This window comes from Actinokineospora diospyrosa, from assembly GCF_024171925.1.
GTDB classification, from domain to species: domain Bacteria; phylum Actinomycetota; class Actinomycetes; order Mycobacteriales; family Pseudonocardiaceae; genus Actinokineospora; species Actinokineospora diospyrosa.
Genome location: NZ_JAMTCO010000004.1, coordinates 136,257 through 153,981 on the forward strand (window position 1 = coordinate 136,257; position 17,725 = coordinate 153,981).

The following is a 17,725-nucleotide window of genomic DNA, read 5'->3' on the forward strand; positions in this document are numbered from 1 at the left end:
GCGCACCGTGCGCCGCGGGTCAACCCGGAGTTCCCGGTGCGACAACCATTCAGTTACTTTCAGTGACCAAAGGGGTCGACCACATCCTTGTCCAACCACAGGTCGGCGACGGCCTCGCGGATCTCCGCGCCGTGCCGCGCGGCGAGCTCGACGGCGCCGAGGTTGGCTTCGAGCTGGGCCAGCCTGGAGGTTCCGAACAGCACGGTGGTGGTCAGCGGGTCGGCGAGGCAGAACGCGATGCCCGCCTGGGCGGCCGTGGCGTCGTAACGCTGTGCAATCTCCTGCAATCGGACGGCCGCGGCGGCCACCTGGTCGCGGATTCCACCCGGGTCACGACCGATCATGCGATCGGGGGTCAGCTTCCCGGCGAGGATGCCGCCCTCGAACACGTCGGACGCCTGGATGGTGATGCCGATCTCCTCGGCCAGCGCGCGGAACGGCGCCCCGTCCGGGATGGAGCGGCGGACGACGCTGTACTTGAGCTGCGCCATCTGCGGCCCCGGCACGCCCTGCGCGGTGGCGGCCCGGTGCGCGGCGCGGATGTGCTCGACCGACCAGTTGTTGACGCCCCAGCCGCCGAGTTTGCCCTTGGCGATGAGCTCGCCGAGCGCGCCGGTGAGCACCGCCATGTCCGGTTCGGTGCCGAACAGGTCGCCGAGGATGGCGAAGTCGGCGTGCTCGATGCCGACCCGGGGCAGCAGGTGGTCCAGCTGCGACTCGAACGACACCTCCGGGAAGCCCTGCAGCCACAGTTTCGCGGAGAACTTCCAGTCCTCGCGGGGGATACCCGCGACCGCCATCGCCCGGCCGAAGATGATGTCGGTGTAGGACTCGGGGATGGTGTTGCCGTCGATGGTGAACCCGCCGTAGTAGGCGGCGTCGAACAGGGTGATGCCCGCGTCGGCGGCCCGGCGGAGCATCGCCACGGCCTCCTGGAAGGGCATCCGGTCGTAGATGTGCCAGGAGCCCATGGACAGCACGGACACCTCGGGACCGGTGGTGCCGATCCGGCGGCGGGGAACGGTGGTCATGCCTGCCTCTCACTACCGTCGGGGACCCGCAGCCGGGGGACGCGGTCGAGCGACAGGCCCCGGGTGAAGGCCCGGCGCAGCGCGTCGATGGCGCGCTGGTGGGCCAGTGGGGAAATGCTGAGCTGGTCGGCGAGCAGGGCGAAGAAGCCGTGGATCTGCCCGTGGTAGCGGACCAGTTCGGTGGGCACGCCCGCGTCCATCAGCCGGTGGGCGTACTCCTCGCCCTCGTCGCGCAGCGGGTCGTACTCGGCGGTCATCACCAGCGCGGGCGGCAGCCCGGAGAGGTCACCGGCGGCGAGCGGGCTCAGGTACGGGTTGTCCAGGTCGGCCTCGTCGCGCGGGTACTGCTCCCAGAACCACTCCATCGACGAGCGGGTCAGGAAGTGCCCGGTCGCGTAGTCCACGTAGGAGGGCCGGTCGGCGGGCGGGGCGATCACCGGCGCGGCGAGGACCTGCAGCAGCGGCAGCCGGTCGCCGCGGTCCTTGGCCATCAGGCAGGCGACCGCGGCGAGGTTGGCGCCGGAGCTCTCCCCGGCGACGGCGATCCGGGTGGTGTCGATGTCGAGTTCGGCGCCGTGCTCGGCGACCCAGCTCAGCGCGGCGTCGGCGTCCTCGGCCGCGGCCGGGAACCGGTGCTCCGGGGCGAGCCGGTACTCCACCGACACCACCACCGTCTCGGCCTCGCGGCACAGCGTGCGGCAGGTGGCCTCGTTCTCCACGAAGGACCCGATCACCCAGCCGCCGCCGTGGAACCACAGCAGCCCGGGGAACGGCCCCTCACCGGTGGGCACGTAGACCCGCACCCGCAGGTCGCCGCCCGGTCCGGGGATGGCGCGCTCGTAGACCCGGCCGACCGGCTCCAGGTTGTCGGGCATCCGCCAGCTCTCGGCGAACGCGGCCCGCACCTCGGCCGCTGGCACGTCCTCCTGGATGAGCCCGCCCGCGGCCGTCGTGGCCTCGATGATCGCTTTGGCTTCGGGGTGCAGTGGCATCTAGAGCTCCCTTCCGTTGCTAGAACCCGCCTGCCCGTCCTGAGATCCGTACCGATCGGTGCCGAACGAGCGCAAGACCGCGGCGGTGAGCCGGGAGACGTCGTTGGCGTCACCGCGGTGCGACAGGGCCGCGCACCAGCCGATGGACCCGACGGAGAACACCTGGCCGCCGCCGGGGGTGTCGAGCAGGGTCAGGTCCGAGCGGCGGCGGTCGACCGGGTCCGACAGCGGGTGCGGGGTGGTGGGGCCGGTGTCGGCGGACATGTACGCGTCGCCGAGCAGGGCGCGGCCGATGAGCTTGGTGTCGGGTGGGCTGCCGAGCAGTTCGTCGTAGCCGTCGGTCTCGAACGAGGCCGCGCCGCCGAGCAGGGCGCCGAACTGGCCGAGCGGGGTGTCGCGGTCGATGCCGCGCAGCAGGGCGTCGAGGGTGGCGTCCCCGGGCTTGGCGAGGATCTCGTAGGAGCCGCCCTGGGTGAGGCCCGCCGCGGAGGTGCCGATGCCGAACAACCGGTGCGGGGAGCGACCGCGCTCGGCCCACAACCCGCCCGGCTCACCGGTGGCGGCCAGGTGCAGCTCACCCGGCTCGCTCTCCCACATCCGGACCCCGGAGTAGCCGCGGCGCAGTTCGGCGACGTGGCGCTTCTCGGGGTGGATGGCGGTGACCCAGTAGGCGCCGTTGCCGCCGAGGTAGGCCAGCGCGCCGCCGCCGTGCAGGTGCCCGGTGGCGGCGTCGAGCATGGCGCCGGTCCAGTACTCGGGGTGGCTGCCGGTGATCACGGTGCTGTACCCGGCCAGCGCCTCGGCCCCCTCGGCGTCGAGGTCGTGGTCGGTGAGCACGTCGAAGTGGAAGCCCTGGCGGCCCAGCCAGCCGACCAGGTGCAGGTCCTCGCTGTACTGGTGCGGGCCGCCGGCGTGGCGGAACACGTGGTCGTCGCGCACGCCGAGCAGCGGGCGCAGCAGGGACGCGGTGGCGGCGCCGCTGCCGTCGCTGTGGCGGTCGTAGAGGCTGTGCAGCCGGTTGCGCCGGGCGAACGGGGCCGCGACCTCGGCCGGGTCCTCGGGCAGGAACGGCATGTGGACGTGCTCCAAGGCGTACGCGAGGTAGCTCAGCGTCGGCACGAGGAACGCGATGGGCGCGCGGGGGGCGTCCGCGCGCGGTCGCACGAAGAACGGGAGGCGGTCCACGCCCGCCGAGGAGGTGAGCTCGACGGCGTAGCAGCCGCCCGGCAGGTCCTCGGGCAGGTCGATGGACAGGACCTCGGGCCAGCCCGCGTCCTGCAGGTCGCTGCTGTGGAAGTGCACGGCGCCGTAGCCGGTGTCGGCGAAGCGCCAGTCCAGCACCTCGCCGGTCCAGTCGTGCGCGGTGACCGCGCGTTGCGGTCCGTTGTGCAGGGTGCCGTGCCGCCCGTCGACCAGGTCGAGCAGCCGGTCGCCGCCGATGTCCTGGGCGAGGTCCCACTGGGCGGCCGCGCCGCGGTGCCAGGCGCCGGTGGTGTCGGCGGCGAGCTCGGCGACCTGGGCGGCGTCGAGCGCGCGGCCGAACAGGCAGGGCGCGCTGATCTTGCCGTCGTAGTTGTCGGTGACGACGCCGTCGACGACCCGGGCGGCGAACACCAGCGGGGTGGCGGCGGCGCTGAGCGCGCCGCGGGGCGGGGCGACGACCACGGTGGCCGCCTTCTCCCTGGCCAGCGGGGCCGCCGGGCGGACCTGCAGCCGGGCACCGCGCTCGGCGTAGGAGCCGGTGAGCAGGTACCAGCGGCGCACGCTCAGCGGCGCCGACGCGGTCACGGTGACCGGGCCGTCGTCGGTGTGCGCGGTGAACTCCGGGCGCCCCGTCGCGTCGATCCCCAGTTCGGCGACGCCGTCCTGGGTGAGCACGCCGACCCGGCCGTGCCCGAGCAGCGTCGGCCACACCCACACCGCGAAGGTCACGGCGTCGGCGAAGGTCGGCGGCTCGGGCACCAGGCCGTAGGAACCCTGGTCGAGGTGCTCGTGCGCCACGGTGACCCGGTCCGGGAGCCCGGCGGGGACCGGGACCCGGACCGGGGCGGTGCCGTCGTGGTCGACCAGCACCAGCCGCACCCGCACGTCCGGCTCGGTGGAGCTGGCGTGCACGCCGATCCGCTCACCCGGCCGGGCGGAGATCCGGTCGGTGTAGCCGACGAGGGGGGCGTCAGTGTGGTCGACCAGGCGACGAGTCACCGCGGGTCATCCCTTCAGCAGTTGGCCGCCGTCGACGGCGAGGACGGTCCCGGTGATGTGCCGGGTGTCCTCGGAGGCGAACAGCAGCACCTGGGGCACCAGGTCGGCCGGGGTGGCGATCCGGCCGAGCGGGATCCGCTCGGTCCAGAACGCCAGGGCCTCCGGTGGCGCGGCGGAGAAGTTGGTCATCGGGGTGTCGACCGGGCCGGGGGCCACGGCGTTGACCCGGATGCCGTGCTCGGCGAGCTCGAGGGCCGCCGAGCGGATGAGCGCGTTCATACCCGCCTTGGTGGCCTCGTAGTGCCCGAGGCCCGGGGTCGGGGAGAACGCGCCAGCCGAGCTGATGTGCACCATGGCGCCCCGGGTGCCCGCGGCGATCATCGCGTTGGCCACCGCCTGGGTGATCAGGAACGTGCCGCGGAAGTTGACCCGGGTGACCGCGTCGAACACCTCCACCGGCAGGCCGTTGAGCGGCCCACCGCCACCGACGATCCCGGCGGTGTGCACCAGGACGTCGATGGGGCCGAGCTCGTCGGTCGTGGACGCGACCGCCGCGGCGACGCTGTCGGCGTCGCCGACGTCGAGTGCGACCGGCAGGCCGCCGATCGACTCGGCGAGCGCCGTGGCGGCGTCGAGGTCCAGGTCCGCGACCGCGACCTTGGCGCCCTGCCCGGCCAGGGCGGTGGCAACGGCGCCGCCGATGCCACCCGCCCCACCGGTGACAAGCGCTACCTTGCCCGCGAAGCGGTCGCTCACACCGCTTCCGCGATGATCACCCGCGGCGAGCCGGGGACCGGGCGGGTCTCCACCCAGCGCCAGCCGGTGGCCTCGAGCCAGCCCTTGACCTCGTCCTCGGGGTAGACGACGGTGCCGTCGATGACCAGGTACTCGCCCGCGAGGACCGGGTCCAGGCGGCGGCCGTCGGCGGCGTCGAGCAGGAAGTCGAGCACCAGCAGCGTGGCGCCCGCGTCCACGGCCGCGCGCGCCCGGGTGAGGATGGTCTTGTTCTCCTCGGGGGTGAAGCGGTGCAGCACGTGCTCGAGCAGCACCGAGTCGTAGTGCCCGGGCACCTCGGTGGTCAGCGGGTCGGCCTCGACGAACTCGACGAACTCGTCGAACCCGGCCGGGGCGCCGCCCTTGGCCATCTGCAGCATCATGTCGGTGCTGACGAACGCGCCGCGCAGCTTGGGGTTGCGCTTGTGCGCCTCGTCGAGGAACGCGGTCGACAGGCCCGCCAGGTCGAGCAGGTTCTCGTGCTTGGTGAAGTCGTAGACCTCGGCCAACTGCTGGGCGTGCAGCGAGTTGTAGGTCTGCACCCCGCCCATGAAGGTCTCCATGCGCTCGCCGCCCATGTCGAAGGGCTGCGGCTGCGCGGTGCGCATCGAGTCGGTGTAGCCCAACCAGTGCGGGTAGCTCAGCGCGTCCCAGAAGGCCAGCCACGGCCGCAGGTCCAGGCCCTCGCCGCCCGCGAGGTAGGCCGAGGTGGCCGCGGTGTTGGTGTACTGGCCGTCGGCGTAGGTGAGCAACTCGAGGCCGACCATGGCGTCGAGCAGGATGCGGGCCGAGCGCTCCGGCACACCGGCGGACTCGGCGACCGCGGCCGAGGTGGCCGGGCCGTCGGCGAGCGCGGCGAAGACACCCAGTTCGCTGGCGGCGAAGAACTGCTTGGCCGCCATGAAGCCGGAGGCGACCTTGGCCAGGGGGCTGGGGTCGACGGGGCTGTTGGTCATCCGGAGATCTCCTCTAGATCGAGAGCGGGGTCGACGACGGCCTTGACCGCCGTCATCGCCGCCATGTCCTTGATGGCCTGGTCCGCACCGGCCAGGCCGACTGGCGCGCCGAACATGGCGTCCCAGTCGAAGCGGTCCTTGAAGGCGCCGAGGAAGCGCAGCGATCGGTCCAGGTCGGACACATCGCCGTTGAGCGAGCCGATGACCTGGATCTCGCGGCTCATCACCACGTCCATCGGCACCGGCATGGCCTGCGGCCCGGTGAGCCCGACCACGACGTGCTTGCCGCGCAGGCCGCACATGAGCACGCCCTCGCGGTTGGCCGACGGGGACCCGGCGAAGTCGAACACCAGCTCCGCGCCGCGGGCCTCGGTCAGTTCCTCGACCCTGGCCACCCGCTCGTCGGGGTCCGACATCTCCTCGACCGAGATCGTCACGTCCGCGCCGTAAGCCCGCGCGATGGCCAACCGGTTGTCCGGTCCGCCGATGGTGATGACCCGACCCGCACCGGCCGCCCGCGCGAGCGCGGTGCCGACGAGGCCGAGCGGTCCGGCGCCTTGGATGACCACAGTGGACTCGGGCCGGACACCCCCGGCGTTGGTGAAGGCGCGCAACACGGTCTTCACCGCGCAGCCCGCCGACGCCGCCCAGGTGTCGGGCATGTCGTCCGGCACCACCAGGCGGTGCGCGCCGGGCGGCACGTAGGTGTACTGGCTGAGCCCACCGATGACGAACGGCCACTTGTCCGCGCGCTGCCGGAAACCATAACCCCGGTCGGCGCACAGCACGGGCTCGCGCAGCACGGTGCACCCGTGGCACTGGCCACACACCGACTCCGACCACACCAACCGCGTGCCGACCGCCACCGGCCGACCCAGTGCGTCGTGCTCGGCGTGCGGACCGAGCGCGACCACCTCGCCCACCATCTCGTGCCCCAGTACCAGGGGCAGTCCCACGAAGGGGAGCACACCTTGCCACAGGTGCGCGTCGGTGCCGCACAGGGTCGTGCGGATCACCTTCACCAGCGCGGAGCCCGGTGGGAGGTCGGCTGGCAGCGCGACCTCCTCGATCTCCAGCGGCGCGTTGAACTCACGCAGCACCGCGGCCATGGTCACTCGTGGCCTCATGCTGACTCCTCCGGCGGGGACTTTTATTCTACAACAGTAGACGCTAAAGATGATGGCTGGACAAGGGATGTGATGTCGCGGCGTTACGCGGGCTCGTCCCAGCGGTCGCCGCGGCGGGTCCAGACCAGGACGACCAGGATGACCACGAAGGGCAGCACGCCGCGGAACTGCTGCACGGCCTGCCAGGTGCTGGCCACGCCCTGCAGCACGCCGAGCGCGAGCCCGCCGAGCAGGGTGAGCGGGAAGCTGCGGAACGCGCCGATCAGGACCGCGGCCAGCGCCGGGGTGATGAGCGCGGCCTGCGAACCGAAGTCGCTGGCCAGCTGCGGGGCGATGATCATGATGGCCAGCGCGCTCGCGGCGCCCGCGATGCCCCAGACGATCATCGACAGCCGGGGCACCCGGATGCCGATCAGCTCGGCGGTGGTCGGCCGCTCGGACTGGGCCCGCAGCAGCAGCCCGATCCTGGTCTTGCGCAGCAGCACCGCGGGCGCCGCGGCGAACAGCACCGCCAGGACCATGGTGACGATCGCGGTCCAGGTGACGACCACGCCGCCCAGGGTGAAGGCGGGCGAGTCGAACGGGCTGGGGAAGCGGTGCGGGTGCTGCGCCCCGAACAGGCGCAGCCCCACCGCGACGAGCCCGGTGTAGATCGCGATCGTCACCGCGGCCTTGACGCCCTCGCTGGACTCGGAGAACCAGCGGACCATGATCGCCCCGAGCCCGCAGTGCAGCAGCGCGCCGACCGCCATGCCCGCGGGCACCGCCAGGACCAGCGGCAGGCCGCCCTCGTGCAGGATGACCATGGCGAAGGCGCCGAACGCGCCGACGGCGGCCTGGGCGAAGTTCACCACCGACACCAGGCGGTAGGTCAGCAGCGTGGACAGCCCCATCAGGGCGTACGCCCCGCCGGTGACCAGTCCGGCGATGGCCGCGGACAGTTGGAGCACGACAGCCTCCGGGTCAGGAGTGGGATCTCGGTGAGCGGGTCAACAGGTGATCAGGAGGAGGTCGGGACGGTGATGAAGTCGCCGAGCGGGACCCACTTGCTGTCCTTGAGCTCGACCATCTTGGAGGCCTGGTTGGGCGCGTGCCGGTCGCCGGGGCCGAAGATGAACGGCGTGCCGACCATGGCGTTGTTGATCGGCTGCATCTTGCGCAGGGCCTCGTTCACCGAGTCGCGGGTGACCTCGCCCTTGATGGACTTGAGCACCTCGACGGTGAACAGCGCGGCGAGGTAACCGCCCTGGGAGAACGCGGTGGGCTGGGCGCCCGCGCGGGTCACCGCGTCGCGCCAGCCCTTGTTGGCCTCGGTGTCGGCGGTGAACGGCTCGAACTCGCTGCCCGCGTAGACCTTCAGGCCCAGGTCGCCGACGGCCTTGGCGACGCTCTCGGTGTAGGCCGGGGCGAGCAGAAGGAAGTCCACATCGGACATCCCCTGGGTCTGCGCCGCCTTGAGGAACGGCACGACCAGCTGCTCGCCCGGGTTGAACAGCACCGCGTCGCAGCCGGACTGCTTCGCCTTGAGCAGGTACGGGGTCAGGTCACCGCTCTGCTGCACGGTGGTGTCGTTGACCACCAGCTTCTTGCGGCTGATCTTCTCCCACTGCGCGATCGAGTCGTTGACGGCCTGCTCGGAACCGGGCAGCACCACGGTGAAGTTGCAGATCTTCTGGTTGCCCAGCGTCTCGGAGGCGAACAGCAGCTCGGCGGTGATCAAGGTGAACGGGCCGACGTTGACCGGGGCGATGGTGGGGCTCTGGAAGCACTTCGGGCTGGCGGCGACGGCCATCACCGAGCTGATCTTCTGCTGCCGGTAGTAGGCGTCGTTGACGTCGCAGTCGGTGAAGCTGCCGGACCCGGCCATCGCGACCACGCCGTCGTCGGCGAGCTCGCGGGCGACCTGAGCGGTGCGCTGCGGGTTGCCCGCGTCGTCCTTGATCAGGTACTCGATCTTCTTGCCGTTGATGCCACCCTTGTCGTTGACGTCGTCGAAGACGCGCTGCGCGGTCTTGACGACCTCCTCGGTGATGAAGTTGCCGGTGAGACCCGCGATGGCACCGATCTTGATGGTGTCACCGCTGGAGCTGCAGCCCGCCACTAAGGAGCTGGCTATGACCGCGGCGCCGACGACGCCACCGATCTTGACGATGGCCTTGTTCATTGTGGACTCCTGGCACAGGGGTTGGATTTTTCGCGGGGACCTGCGGTACTGCGGGTGTTGCCGGTGTTGCTGGAGCGGTGCCTGGGGTGGAACTCGTCGTCTACGGGTGGAGTCGTCAGCGGGTTGAGTCGTCGGAGCGTGGAGTCCTCGGAGCGCGGGGTCCTCAGCGCGTCGAGTCGTCGGCGGTCTGGTCTGGTCTGCTCAGTGCGTGGAGTCGCCGAGGTAGGCGGCGATCACCGTGGGGTCCGACAGCACCCGCTCGGGCGGGCCCGCGGCGATGACCCGGCCGAAGTCGAGCACCACGACCTGGTCGCAGGTGGCCCTGACCAGTTCGATGTCGTGCTCGACGAGCAGCAGCGAGGTGTTGAAGCGCTCGGGGATCTCCGAGAGGCGCTCGACCAGCAGCCGGGTCTCGTCGCTGGAGTGCCCGGCGGCGGGCTCGTCGAGCAGCAGCACCGGTGGGCGGCCCACGGCGAGGCCCGCGACCTCCAGCAGGCGCCGGGTGGCCACGTCGACGGCCTCCATCGGGGTGTCCGCGGGCGGGCAACCGAACAGCCGCAACTGCTCGGAGATCTCCCGGGTTGTGAGCGTCTTGCCAGCCGCGACCTGCAGGAACATGCCGACCGAGATCGAGGTGGGCACGCGCAGCTGCTGGAAGGAGCGGCGCACCCCGGCCCTGGCCCGGTGGTGGGCGGCGAGGCCGTCGATGGGCTTGCCGTTGAGCAGGACCTGCCCGGTGTAGTTGGTGGTGAACCCGGTGACGGTGTTGATCAGGGTGGACTTGCCCGCCCCGTTCGGGCCGACCAGGCCGACGATGTGGCCTCGGGGCAGCACCAGGTTGACGTCGTCGACCGCGACCAGGTTGCCGAACGCGACCCGCAGGTCCCGGACCTCCAGCGCGGGCGCGCCGGAGCCGCGCGGGCGCACCGGTCGCCGCTTGGGGAACACCGACACCGGGGGCGCCTCGATCGGCGGCAGCGGGTTCTTGGCGGCCTGCTTGCGGCGGCGCTGGGTGCGGATCAGGTCGGTCTGGCTCTGGCCCATCCGCAGCACCTGGATCGCGCCGAGGCCGAACAGCAGCGACGCGAGGTCCTGCGGGATGCCGATGTTGTCCATCAGCACCGGCACGAACGCGCCCATGAGGCCACCGGCGATGGCGCCCTCGGCGTTGTTGGTGCCGACGAACAGGGCGATGGCGAACATCGCGACCGAGGCGAAGGAGGAGAAGTTGCCCGCGGTGACCACCCCGAGCTGACCGGCCATGAGGCCGCCGCCGATGCCCGCGACGAAGGCGCTGAGCGCGAAGGCGGCGAGCTTGCCCTTGGTGACGCTGATGCCGTGCGCGGCGGCGGCCCGCTCGGAGTGGCGGATCTCCACCAGCGCGCCGCCGAGGCGGCTGCGGTCGAGGAAGTACAGGCCGACGAAGATGGCCGCGGCGACGAGGGCGGTGAACACGAAGTACGCCTGGTCGGTGTCGAACAGCTCCGGGCGGGTGACGAAGTCGTAGTCGTCCTGACCGGGGAAGTTCAGGCCGCCGAAGACGACGTCGAGCGCGATGGCGAAGGCGAAGGTGGCCACCGCCAGGTTCACCCCGCGCAGGCGCAGCGCGGGCAGGCCGATGAGCAGGCCGGCCACGACCGCGACCAGGCCGCCCAGCAGCAGCCACACGTAGAGACCGCCGGGGACGTCGTTGACGTTGGCCCAGCCCACGGTCCAGGCGCCGATGGCGGCGAAGGAGAGCTGGCAGAGCGAGATCACGCCCGCGCGGCCGGTGATGAGGCCGTAGCTCTGCATGAACACGACCGACACGGCCGCGCTGGTGAGGTTGAACAGCGTCGAGCTGTCCGACACCGCGGAGAGCACGACCACGACGACCGCGGCGACGACCAGCGCCAGCGGCAGGGGCTTGCCCAGCGGGCCCGCCGCGGCCAGGAACCCGCCCTTCGGCCGGGTCTTACGCACAGTGTCCACTTCTTGTGACTCCAGTCGCCGGTCTTCGTGTGGATCTCAAGTCCTGGTGGGGCGGCGGCCCCGGCTCAGACGCGGGTGTCGCCGAGGTAGAGGGCGCGCAGCAGCGACTCGTCGGCCAGCAGCGCCGACCCGTCACCGGCGTAGACCATCTCGCCCTTGGCCATCACGTAGGCGCGGTCGGCGATGCCGAGCGCGAGGCTGGCGAACTGCTCGACCAGCAGCACCCCGACCCCGGAGTCGGCGAGCTGGCGCAGCGCCCTGGCCAGCCGCTCGACCACGATCGGCGCCAGGCCCAGCGACATCTCGTCCACCAGCAGCACCTTGGGCTTGCCCAGCAGCGCCCGGCCGACGACCAGCATCTGCTGCTCACCGCCGGAGAGCAGGCCCGCCGGGGCGGAGATCTGCTTGCGCAGCTCCGGGAACAGCTCCAGCACCTCGTCGATGTTGCCGCCGGTGCGGCAGGCGGCCCAGAGGTTGTCCGCGGTGGACAGGTCGCGGAAGACGGTGCGGTTCTGCTCGACGTGCGCGAGCCCGGCGCGCGCCCGGCGCCAGGCGCGCAGCTTCTCGATGCGCGCGGACCCCAGCGAGATGGCGCCCCTGGCGATCGGGATGGCGCCGGAGATGCCCTCCAGCAGCGTCGTCTTGCCCGCCCCGTTGGCGCCCAGCAGGACGGTGACCTGGCCCTTGGCGACCGAGACCGTCGCGCCGCGCACGATCGGCAGGCCGGATCGCTCGACCCAGACGTCCTGAATGGACAGAATACTCACGCCGGAAACACCATCCTTGGGAACAGCCGGGGGAACGCGCGGTGGCGGTGTGTCGAACAGCGTGCGCCTGTGGGGCGGGTCACGGTGTCCGTAGAAATACCGAAATGCGGTGGGACCACTCGACACCGGTCGGTGCACGTGCGTCCGCACGCGCGGAACCCGCCCCCGGATGTCCAGGGCGGGGCGCGTTCTCGTCGCTATTCAGCCAACGTGATGGCCTGCGCGAGGTCGATCAACAACCGTAGATGCAACTTGCAAAGATCAGACTGCGGAACGGATCTCGTCGTACCCGGTGGTGCTACCCCACCCCCGCCAAGCCCGGGAACCCCACCCCGCCAAGCCGGGAACGATGCCGGGCACCCCACCCCGCCAGCCGGGAACGATGCCGGGCGGGGATGAGGGGGTGGGTGGCGGGAGAAAATGTCTCAGTGAGCGCAGCCGCACTGGCCGGGAGGACAGTGCGAACAGGACTTGGCGCCGTCGGGCAGGTCCAGGGCCGGGTTGCGGTCGCGGAAGCCGTGCGGGCGCAGGGTGAACCCGCTGTAGTCGACCGGCATGACCGGCCAGTCCTCCGGCCGCGGGACGTGCGTCGGGCCGAACACGTGCCAGAGCACGAGGTCCTGGTTCTCCAGGTCGCGGTCGGCTTGCGTCCACGCCGGTAGACCCGCGCCACCGGGGTGCTGGTTCGGGTAGTCGCCTGCCGGGAAGCGCTGGGCGTCGTCGTGCTGGGTCACCCACAGGTGCTTGGTGGCGAAGGCCGCGCGGGCGGCGACCGTCGACTCGGGCTGGGCCAGCAGCGTGGGGCCGGTGTGCGGCATGAGCTGGTAGGCGCGCGGCTTGCCGAGCCGGTTGGTGTTGTCGTCGTTGCGGATGACCCAGGTGCGCGCCTTGGTCGAGTCGGAGAGCCGCTGCGCGCCCGCTTCGCTGGTCAGCGTCGTGGTGGTCGTGGTGAACGCGTTGCCGTAGGGGTTGTCGGGGCCCACGGGGATGCCGACCACGTCGACCTCGTCGACGGTGTTGCGCTCCCCCGCGACCTCCATGTCCAACCGGGCGCAGAACAGGTGCTGGTGCACCGGGGCCATCAGGCCGGGGGCGATCTCGGCGGCGTACGGGGAGGTGCTGCCCGGTTCGGCGGAACCGCAGAACACGATGCCGGTGGCCTTGGCCTCCAGCTGGATGGTGCCGTCGAGGTAGAAGTACCAGAAGAAGCCGTAGTCGTAGTTGCCGATGGTGGCGAAGAAGGACACCACGAGCCTGCGCGAGCGGCGGACCTCGGTGGCCCCGGTGAGGATGTTGGTGTGCTTCCAGAGGATCCCGTAGTCCTCCTCGTGCATGCAGATGGCCTGCGGGATGGTCACCGCGTTGGCGTGGTCGTCGGCGACGACGGCGTCGAAGTAGTGGATGACGCCCAGGCAGTCGCACCCCAGCTTGAGCGGGTTGGCGTTCTTGCCCAGCAGGTACTCGCCCGCGTCGAAGTAGGAGATCCAGTAGCGCCACGGGGCGGGGTCGCCGTAGGGGACGACCATCTCGGCCATGGACACCCGGTGCGCGACCGAGTCGCCGTCGAACTCGATGCGGTGCAGGGTGAGGCCCTCGCGGGCGTTGAACCCGACCCGGAACTTCCACCCCTGCCAGCTGACCTCGTTGCCGTCGACGGCGAAGCTGACGCCCTCGGGCTGGGTGATCTCGATCGGCTTGAGCGTGGTGCGGGCGGGCCCGACGTGCTCGGCGTCGAAGTTGCCGTGCTCGGCGGGTACCGGCACGTCGCCGACGTCGTCGACCGAGATGACCTCACCGGTGATCAGGTCCACCTTGGCGAGCAGGCCCTCGACCGGGTGCGCCCAGGGGCTGTCCTCCTCGAAGTCGCGCAGGAAGGTCAGCGCGCGCAGGACCCGGCGGTCCTTCTCCTCGGGGTAGTCGAAGAAGCCGGGCGAGAGCGGGGCGACGAAGGCCAGCGAGAAGTCCTCGACGCCGCGGCGGCGCAGCGCGGCCTGCCAGCGCTCGTCGGCGCGCACCAGGTCGGCGCTGCGGTCGTACTCCTCGAACAGCACGGCGGGCTGCCCGGTGCCCGGCTCCAGGTCGCGCCAGTCGGTGAGCTCCCCGGCCACCAGGTCCACCACGGCCTCGCTGGCGACCCCGGTGGCGATGTCGAGCACGACGGCCTGCGCCCGGCGGCTGACCGCGGCCCCCTCGACGTGCGCCCTGACCTCGGCCTTGGGCGGCTCCAGCAGCAGCACGCTGGGGAACCGGGTGGTCTCGCGCACCCGACCCGCGTCGACCAGGACCGCGCGGACCCGGGCGATCTCCGCGCCGGTCAGCGGGTCGAGGGGATGCCGGACCTGGGGTGTCGTCGCCGTCATGCTCGCGAGTATCCGACCGATCGCGGAGGGGGTCTAGCCGTGGGGGGCACACCGGTTGTCCGGCAGGGAACGCCCGGCAGGCGGCGCTCGACGGGCTGGGCGCGGCCTCAGCGCGCGGTCCAGGCCCCACGCCGTGCTCGGCCGGGGTCCGCTCGACGAGCCCTTGGTCGCCGATGCCGCCGTGCACGAAGGTGACCCAGTCGGCGACCTCGGCGAGGTTGGTCTCGGTGCCCGCGTAGGTCAGCGCGTCCAGGGCGATGGCGGTGTCACCGGGGTGCAGGCGGGTCCAGAACCGGGTGAAGTGCGACCCGATGAAACCCGCGGCGCCGGTCACGAGGTGGGTGGTCAGGTCGCCGCGCTGGCCAAACCCGGGCGGGGGGCGGTGAACCGCGCGAGCGGGGTGGTCATCGGCGTCGCGCCGACCGCGCGGGAGCGGGTGTGCAGCACGCCGAGGTCGGTCGGGCGCCCGATCCGCTCCCACAACGCGGTCTCCACCAGCGCGACGCCCACCGGTTTGCCGTACCGGACCAGCTCGCCGGGCCCGGCGCCGTAGACCCCGGCGCGCGGGAACCTCGACGCCACGGCGTAGAGCTGGTCGTAGGCGTCGTCGGCGGGGGTCGCCGAGGTCAGGAACGTGTACGACGACGCCATCCGGCCCGGTTGCCGCACCCCGTCCGCCCGCGCCCAGCCGCGCCGCCGCCTGCCCAGGACGAGCACGGCGAGGAAGGCGGGGAGCCGGGGCCACAAGCGGGGCCTGCGGGCGATGAAGGTCAGGTTCCGGGCCGTGCTCGCGGACGGGGACTCGGGCAGGGCCGCGTTGCCGTCGCGCCACCGGCGCACGACGTCGACCAACTCGCGGCCGCGGGGCAGCACGAACAGGAAGGTCCCGGCGACCACGCGCTCCGCGAACCGCGTCCGCGCCCAGGCGTCGTCGGCGACCACGTCGGGGAACGCGGGCACCAGGTCCCGCCCGGCCGCGTTGACCGCGTAGCACCCGGCCCCGACGACGTCATCGGCCACACCCGGCAACCGCGTCCACACGGCGGCGAAACCGCGCGCCAGCCACCCGTCCGGCTCGACCAACAACGGCCGCGGTCCGACCAACCGGGGCCGGGGCACGTCCAACGCCGCCGCCATCGCCCCCAACGTCCCCGGCGTCAACACCGTGTCGGCGTCGAGGAACACGACCGCGCCCTCTCGGCAGTGCCCCAACCCAACGTTCAGCGCCGCCGCCTTCCCCTCCCCCGCGGTCTCGACGACAACCGCGCCCGCCTCCCGCGCCCGCTCCGCGGTGTCATCGGAACACCCGTTCGCCACCACAACGACCCGCACATCCAGGTCGGCGCTGCCCACCAGCGCCGACCGCACGCAGGCCCCGACCAGTGCCCCCTCGTCCCGCGCGGGGACGACCACATCGATCACCACACCAACCCCCAGAACACCGCGCCCCCAAGCAGGCCGCCGGATGCGCCTCTCACCGGACCGCCCACCGATCCCCCACCTGTACCCCGCAAACCCGCCACCGACCCCGGCTGCCGCACCACCTCGCCCCGGCCGCGACCGACACCACGGCCATCCACCACCGGCCGCCCGCCCAGCCCGTCAGAGCCAAGCCGACTGCTCACCAGCACCACCGAGCCGCCTGGGCTGCCCCTCACCGGGCCGACAACCGGTCCAGCACCACGGCTGCCGCGTGCACGCTCAAGAACACCGCCGCTGACGCCGGTTGGCGCAGCAACGCGCCCACGACGCCCCGGTTGCGGTTGGCGCCATCTCCGTGCGCCATCGGCAGTCGGGTCAGTTCGTCGTTGCCGCGTTGGTAGCGCCGTCGGGCCCGCACGAGTTCCTTGGGGCCGCGGGGGACGATCACCTCGTAGCTCGCCGTGGTGACCACGGCGCGTTCGCGCGGGGCGAAGTGCCACCGAACCCACTTGTCGTCCGAGCGGACGGCCGCGAACCGGTCCCAGCGGGTGCGGCCGAGGGCCGACACCGCGTAGGCGCCCATCGTCGCGGGTGATTGGCGGACGTAGGGCAGGGAGCGCCAGGTGCGGTAGTAAGCGCGGGAGACGAGGCTGTCGGTGGCGGCGATGTGGACGGTGGGGACGGCGAAGTGGATGCCGGTGCCGGGGGCGAGGGCGTGGCTCAGGCCCACCAGGCTGCCGGGTGAGAGCACGGCGTCCTGGTCGAGGTAGAGCCGCGGACCGGCGGGCAGCACGGCCTCGGCGGCGTTGATGGCCGGGACGCGGCCGGGCGGGGACAGCAGGACCGAGCAGCGGGCACCCGCGGCGCGCAGCACCGGGGCCAACCGCAGGGCCGCGCGCAACGTGCGGGGTTCGCCGTCGTTGAGGGCGAGGGCCACGTGCAGGTCACCGGTGAAGCCGGTGAGGTCCTGCTCGGCGAGCGACCCGATCGCCCGGTGCAGCACGTCGGCACCCCGGTACACCGGGATCACCACGCCGAAGGCGGGTCGCACGCGCAGCGGACCGGGCGCCAACTCCGGCCACCGGGCGGCCAGCCGGGCGCCGGACATCGCCATGTTCGCCGGGCGCTCGGCGCCGCCGGGCAGGTCGCGGCGGGAGATCGAGCGCAGCCGCGGCACCACCCCGATGCCCTCGGCGACGCGGGCCACCAGGTCGCGCGGGGTCAGCACCTCCGGCCCGGCGACGTGCAGCAGGCCGCGCGCCCGCCGCTCCCCCAGCCCGACCACCACCCGGGCCGCGGCGGTGAGGGCGAGCGGGGTCCGGTACTCGTCGGTGCACACCGGCAGTTCGTCGCCCGCCCGCAGCGCGGCGGCGACCCGGGTCCAGGTGGTCTGCCTCGGGCACGCGGGATCGCCTTGCAGCAAGGAGAACCGGGCGACCACACCCGCGCCCTCGGCCAGCACGGCCCGTTCCCCGGCGAGCTTGGTCCACGAGTAGGCGGTGCGCCCCACGGGGGTGTCCTCTTCGCGGTAGCGCCGCCGAGCTGTGCCGTCCCAGATGAAATCGCTGGACGGGTAGAGCATCCACGCGCCCTCTTCGCGCGCATACCCGGCTAATCGCGCCGCGACAGCGGTGTTGAGCGCCCACCCCGTTCGCGGGTCGAGGGCCACCTGTCCGGGCGCCGACACCGCCGCCAAGTGGACCACGTGGGTCGGCCGGTACCGGCGCAGCACGGCATCCAGGTCGGCGCCGCGGCGAAGGTCAAGGGGCAACACGGTTCCGTGCGCGCCGCGGCAGGGACGCCTGCCGATGCCGAGCACAGCGGCACCCCTGCGCGCCAGCAGTTCCATCACGTGGGCACCGAGTTGCCCGCACGCCCCGGTCACCAACCACCGACCCGGCACGACACCGGCGTCGGGCACCTCGACTGCGGACAAGAGCGTCTCCCCCCGGGACAGAT

13 protein-coding genes and 1 pseudogene are annotated in these 17,725 nt (G+C 72.3%); all 14 read right to left on the minus strand.

Features of this window, described 5'->3' with window-relative positions; genetic code table 11:
• Window positions 1-59 precede the first annotated feature (59 nt).
• Window positions 60-1,031 (minus strand): aldo/keto reductase, encoded by a 972-nt coding sequence (locus tag LV75_RS07765; RefSeq protein WP_253886110.1) that lies wholly within the window; start codon window positions 1,029-1,031, stop codon window positions 60-62.
• The gene (lipP1, locus tag LV75_RS07770; RefSeq protein ID WP_253886111.1) at window positions 1,028-2,023 is read right to left on the minus strand and encodes a LipP1 family hormone-sensitive lipase; all 996 of its coding nucleotides are present in this window, start codon (window positions 2,021-2,023) and stop codon (window positions 1,028-1,030) included. The genes LV75_RS07765 and lipP1 overlap by 4 nt, the downstream gene beginning before the upstream one ends.
• Window positions 2,024-4,225, minus strand: coding sequence for a N,N-dimethylformamidase beta subunit family domain-containing protein (locus LV75_RS07775; protein ID WP_253886112.1), 2,202 nt, complete (start codon window positions 4,223-4,225; stop codon window positions 2,024-2,026).
• 6 nt (window positions 4,226-4,231) lie between these two features.
• Window positions 4,232-4,981, minus strand: coding sequence for an SDR family NAD(P)-dependent oxidoreductase (locus LV75_RS07780; RefSeq protein ID WP_253886113.1), 750 nt, complete (start codon window positions 4,979-4,981; stop codon window positions 4,232-4,234).
• Window positions 4,978-5,955 carry a methyltransferase gene (locus LV75_RS07785; protein ID WP_253886114.1) on the minus strand — a complete coding sequence of 326 codons (978 nt, stop codon included), beginning with the start codon at window positions 5,953-5,955 and terminating at the stop codon, window positions 4,978-4,980. The genes LV75_RS07780 and LV75_RS07785 overlap by 4 nt, the downstream gene beginning before the upstream one ends.
• Window positions 5,952-7,082, minus strand: a complete 1,131-nt coding sequence (locus tag LV75_RS07790) for a zinc-binding dehydrogenase (RefSeq protein WP_253886115.1) — start codon at window positions 7,080-7,082, stop codon at window positions 5,952-5,954. Before LV75_RS07790 ends, LV75_RS07785 begins: the two co-directional genes overlap by 4 nt.
• Window positions 7,083-7,165: 83 nt before the next feature.
• Window positions 7,166-8,032: a branched-chain amino acid ABC transporter permease gene (locus tag LV75_RS07795; protein WP_253886116.1), complete on the minus strand. Its 867-nt coding sequence runs from the start codon at window positions 8,030-8,032 to the stop codon at window positions 7,166-7,168.
• Between the two features lie 50 nt (window positions 8,033-8,082).
• Window positions 8,083-9,246, minus strand: coding sequence for an ABC transporter substrate-binding protein (locus LV75_RS07800; protein ID WP_253886117.1), 1,164 nt, complete (start codon window positions 9,244-9,246; stop codon window positions 8,083-8,085).
• A 201-nt stretch (window positions 9,247-9,447) separates the two neighbouring features.
• The gene (locus LV75_RS07805; protein WP_253886118.1) at window positions 9,448-11,217 is read right to left on the minus strand and encodes a branched-chain amino acid ABC transporter ATP-binding protein/permease; all 1,770 of its coding nucleotides are present in this window, start codon (window positions 11,215-11,217) and stop codon (window positions 9,448-9,450) included.
• A 65-nt stretch (window positions 11,218-11,282) separates the two neighbouring features.
• The gene (locus LV75_RS07810) at window positions 11,283-11,984 is read right to left on the minus strand and encodes an ABC transporter ATP-binding protein (RefSeq protein WP_253886119.1); all 702 of its coding nucleotides are present in this window, start codon (window positions 11,982-11,984) and stop codon (window positions 11,283-11,285) included.
• Between the two features lie 425 nt (window positions 11,985-12,409).
• Window positions 12,410-14,344 (minus strand): primary-amine oxidase, encoded by a 1,935-nt coding sequence (locus tag LV75_RS07815; RefSeq protein ID WP_253886120.1) that lies wholly within the window; start codon window positions 14,342-14,344, stop codon window positions 12,410-12,412.
• 142 nt (window positions 14,345-14,486) lie between these two features.
• Window positions 14,487-14,678 (minus strand): annotated as a pseudogene (locus tag LV75_RS07820) (NAD-dependent epimerase/dehydratase family protein); the annotation flags it as partial.
• Window positions 14,679-14,689: 11 nt separating this feature from the next.
• Window positions 14,690-15,766: a glycosyltransferase gene (locus LV75_RS07825; protein ID WP_253886121.1), complete on the minus strand. Its 1,077-nt coding sequence runs from the start codon at window positions 15,764-15,766 to the stop codon at window positions 14,690-14,692.
• A 232-nt stretch (window positions 15,767-15,998) separates the two neighbouring features.
• Window positions 15,999-17,702, minus strand: coding sequence for a sugar nucleotide-binding protein (locus LV75_RS07830; protein ID WP_253886122.1), 1,704 nt, complete (start codon window positions 17,700-17,702; stop codon window positions 15,999-16,001).
• Window positions 17,703-17,725 lie beyond the last annotated feature (23 nt).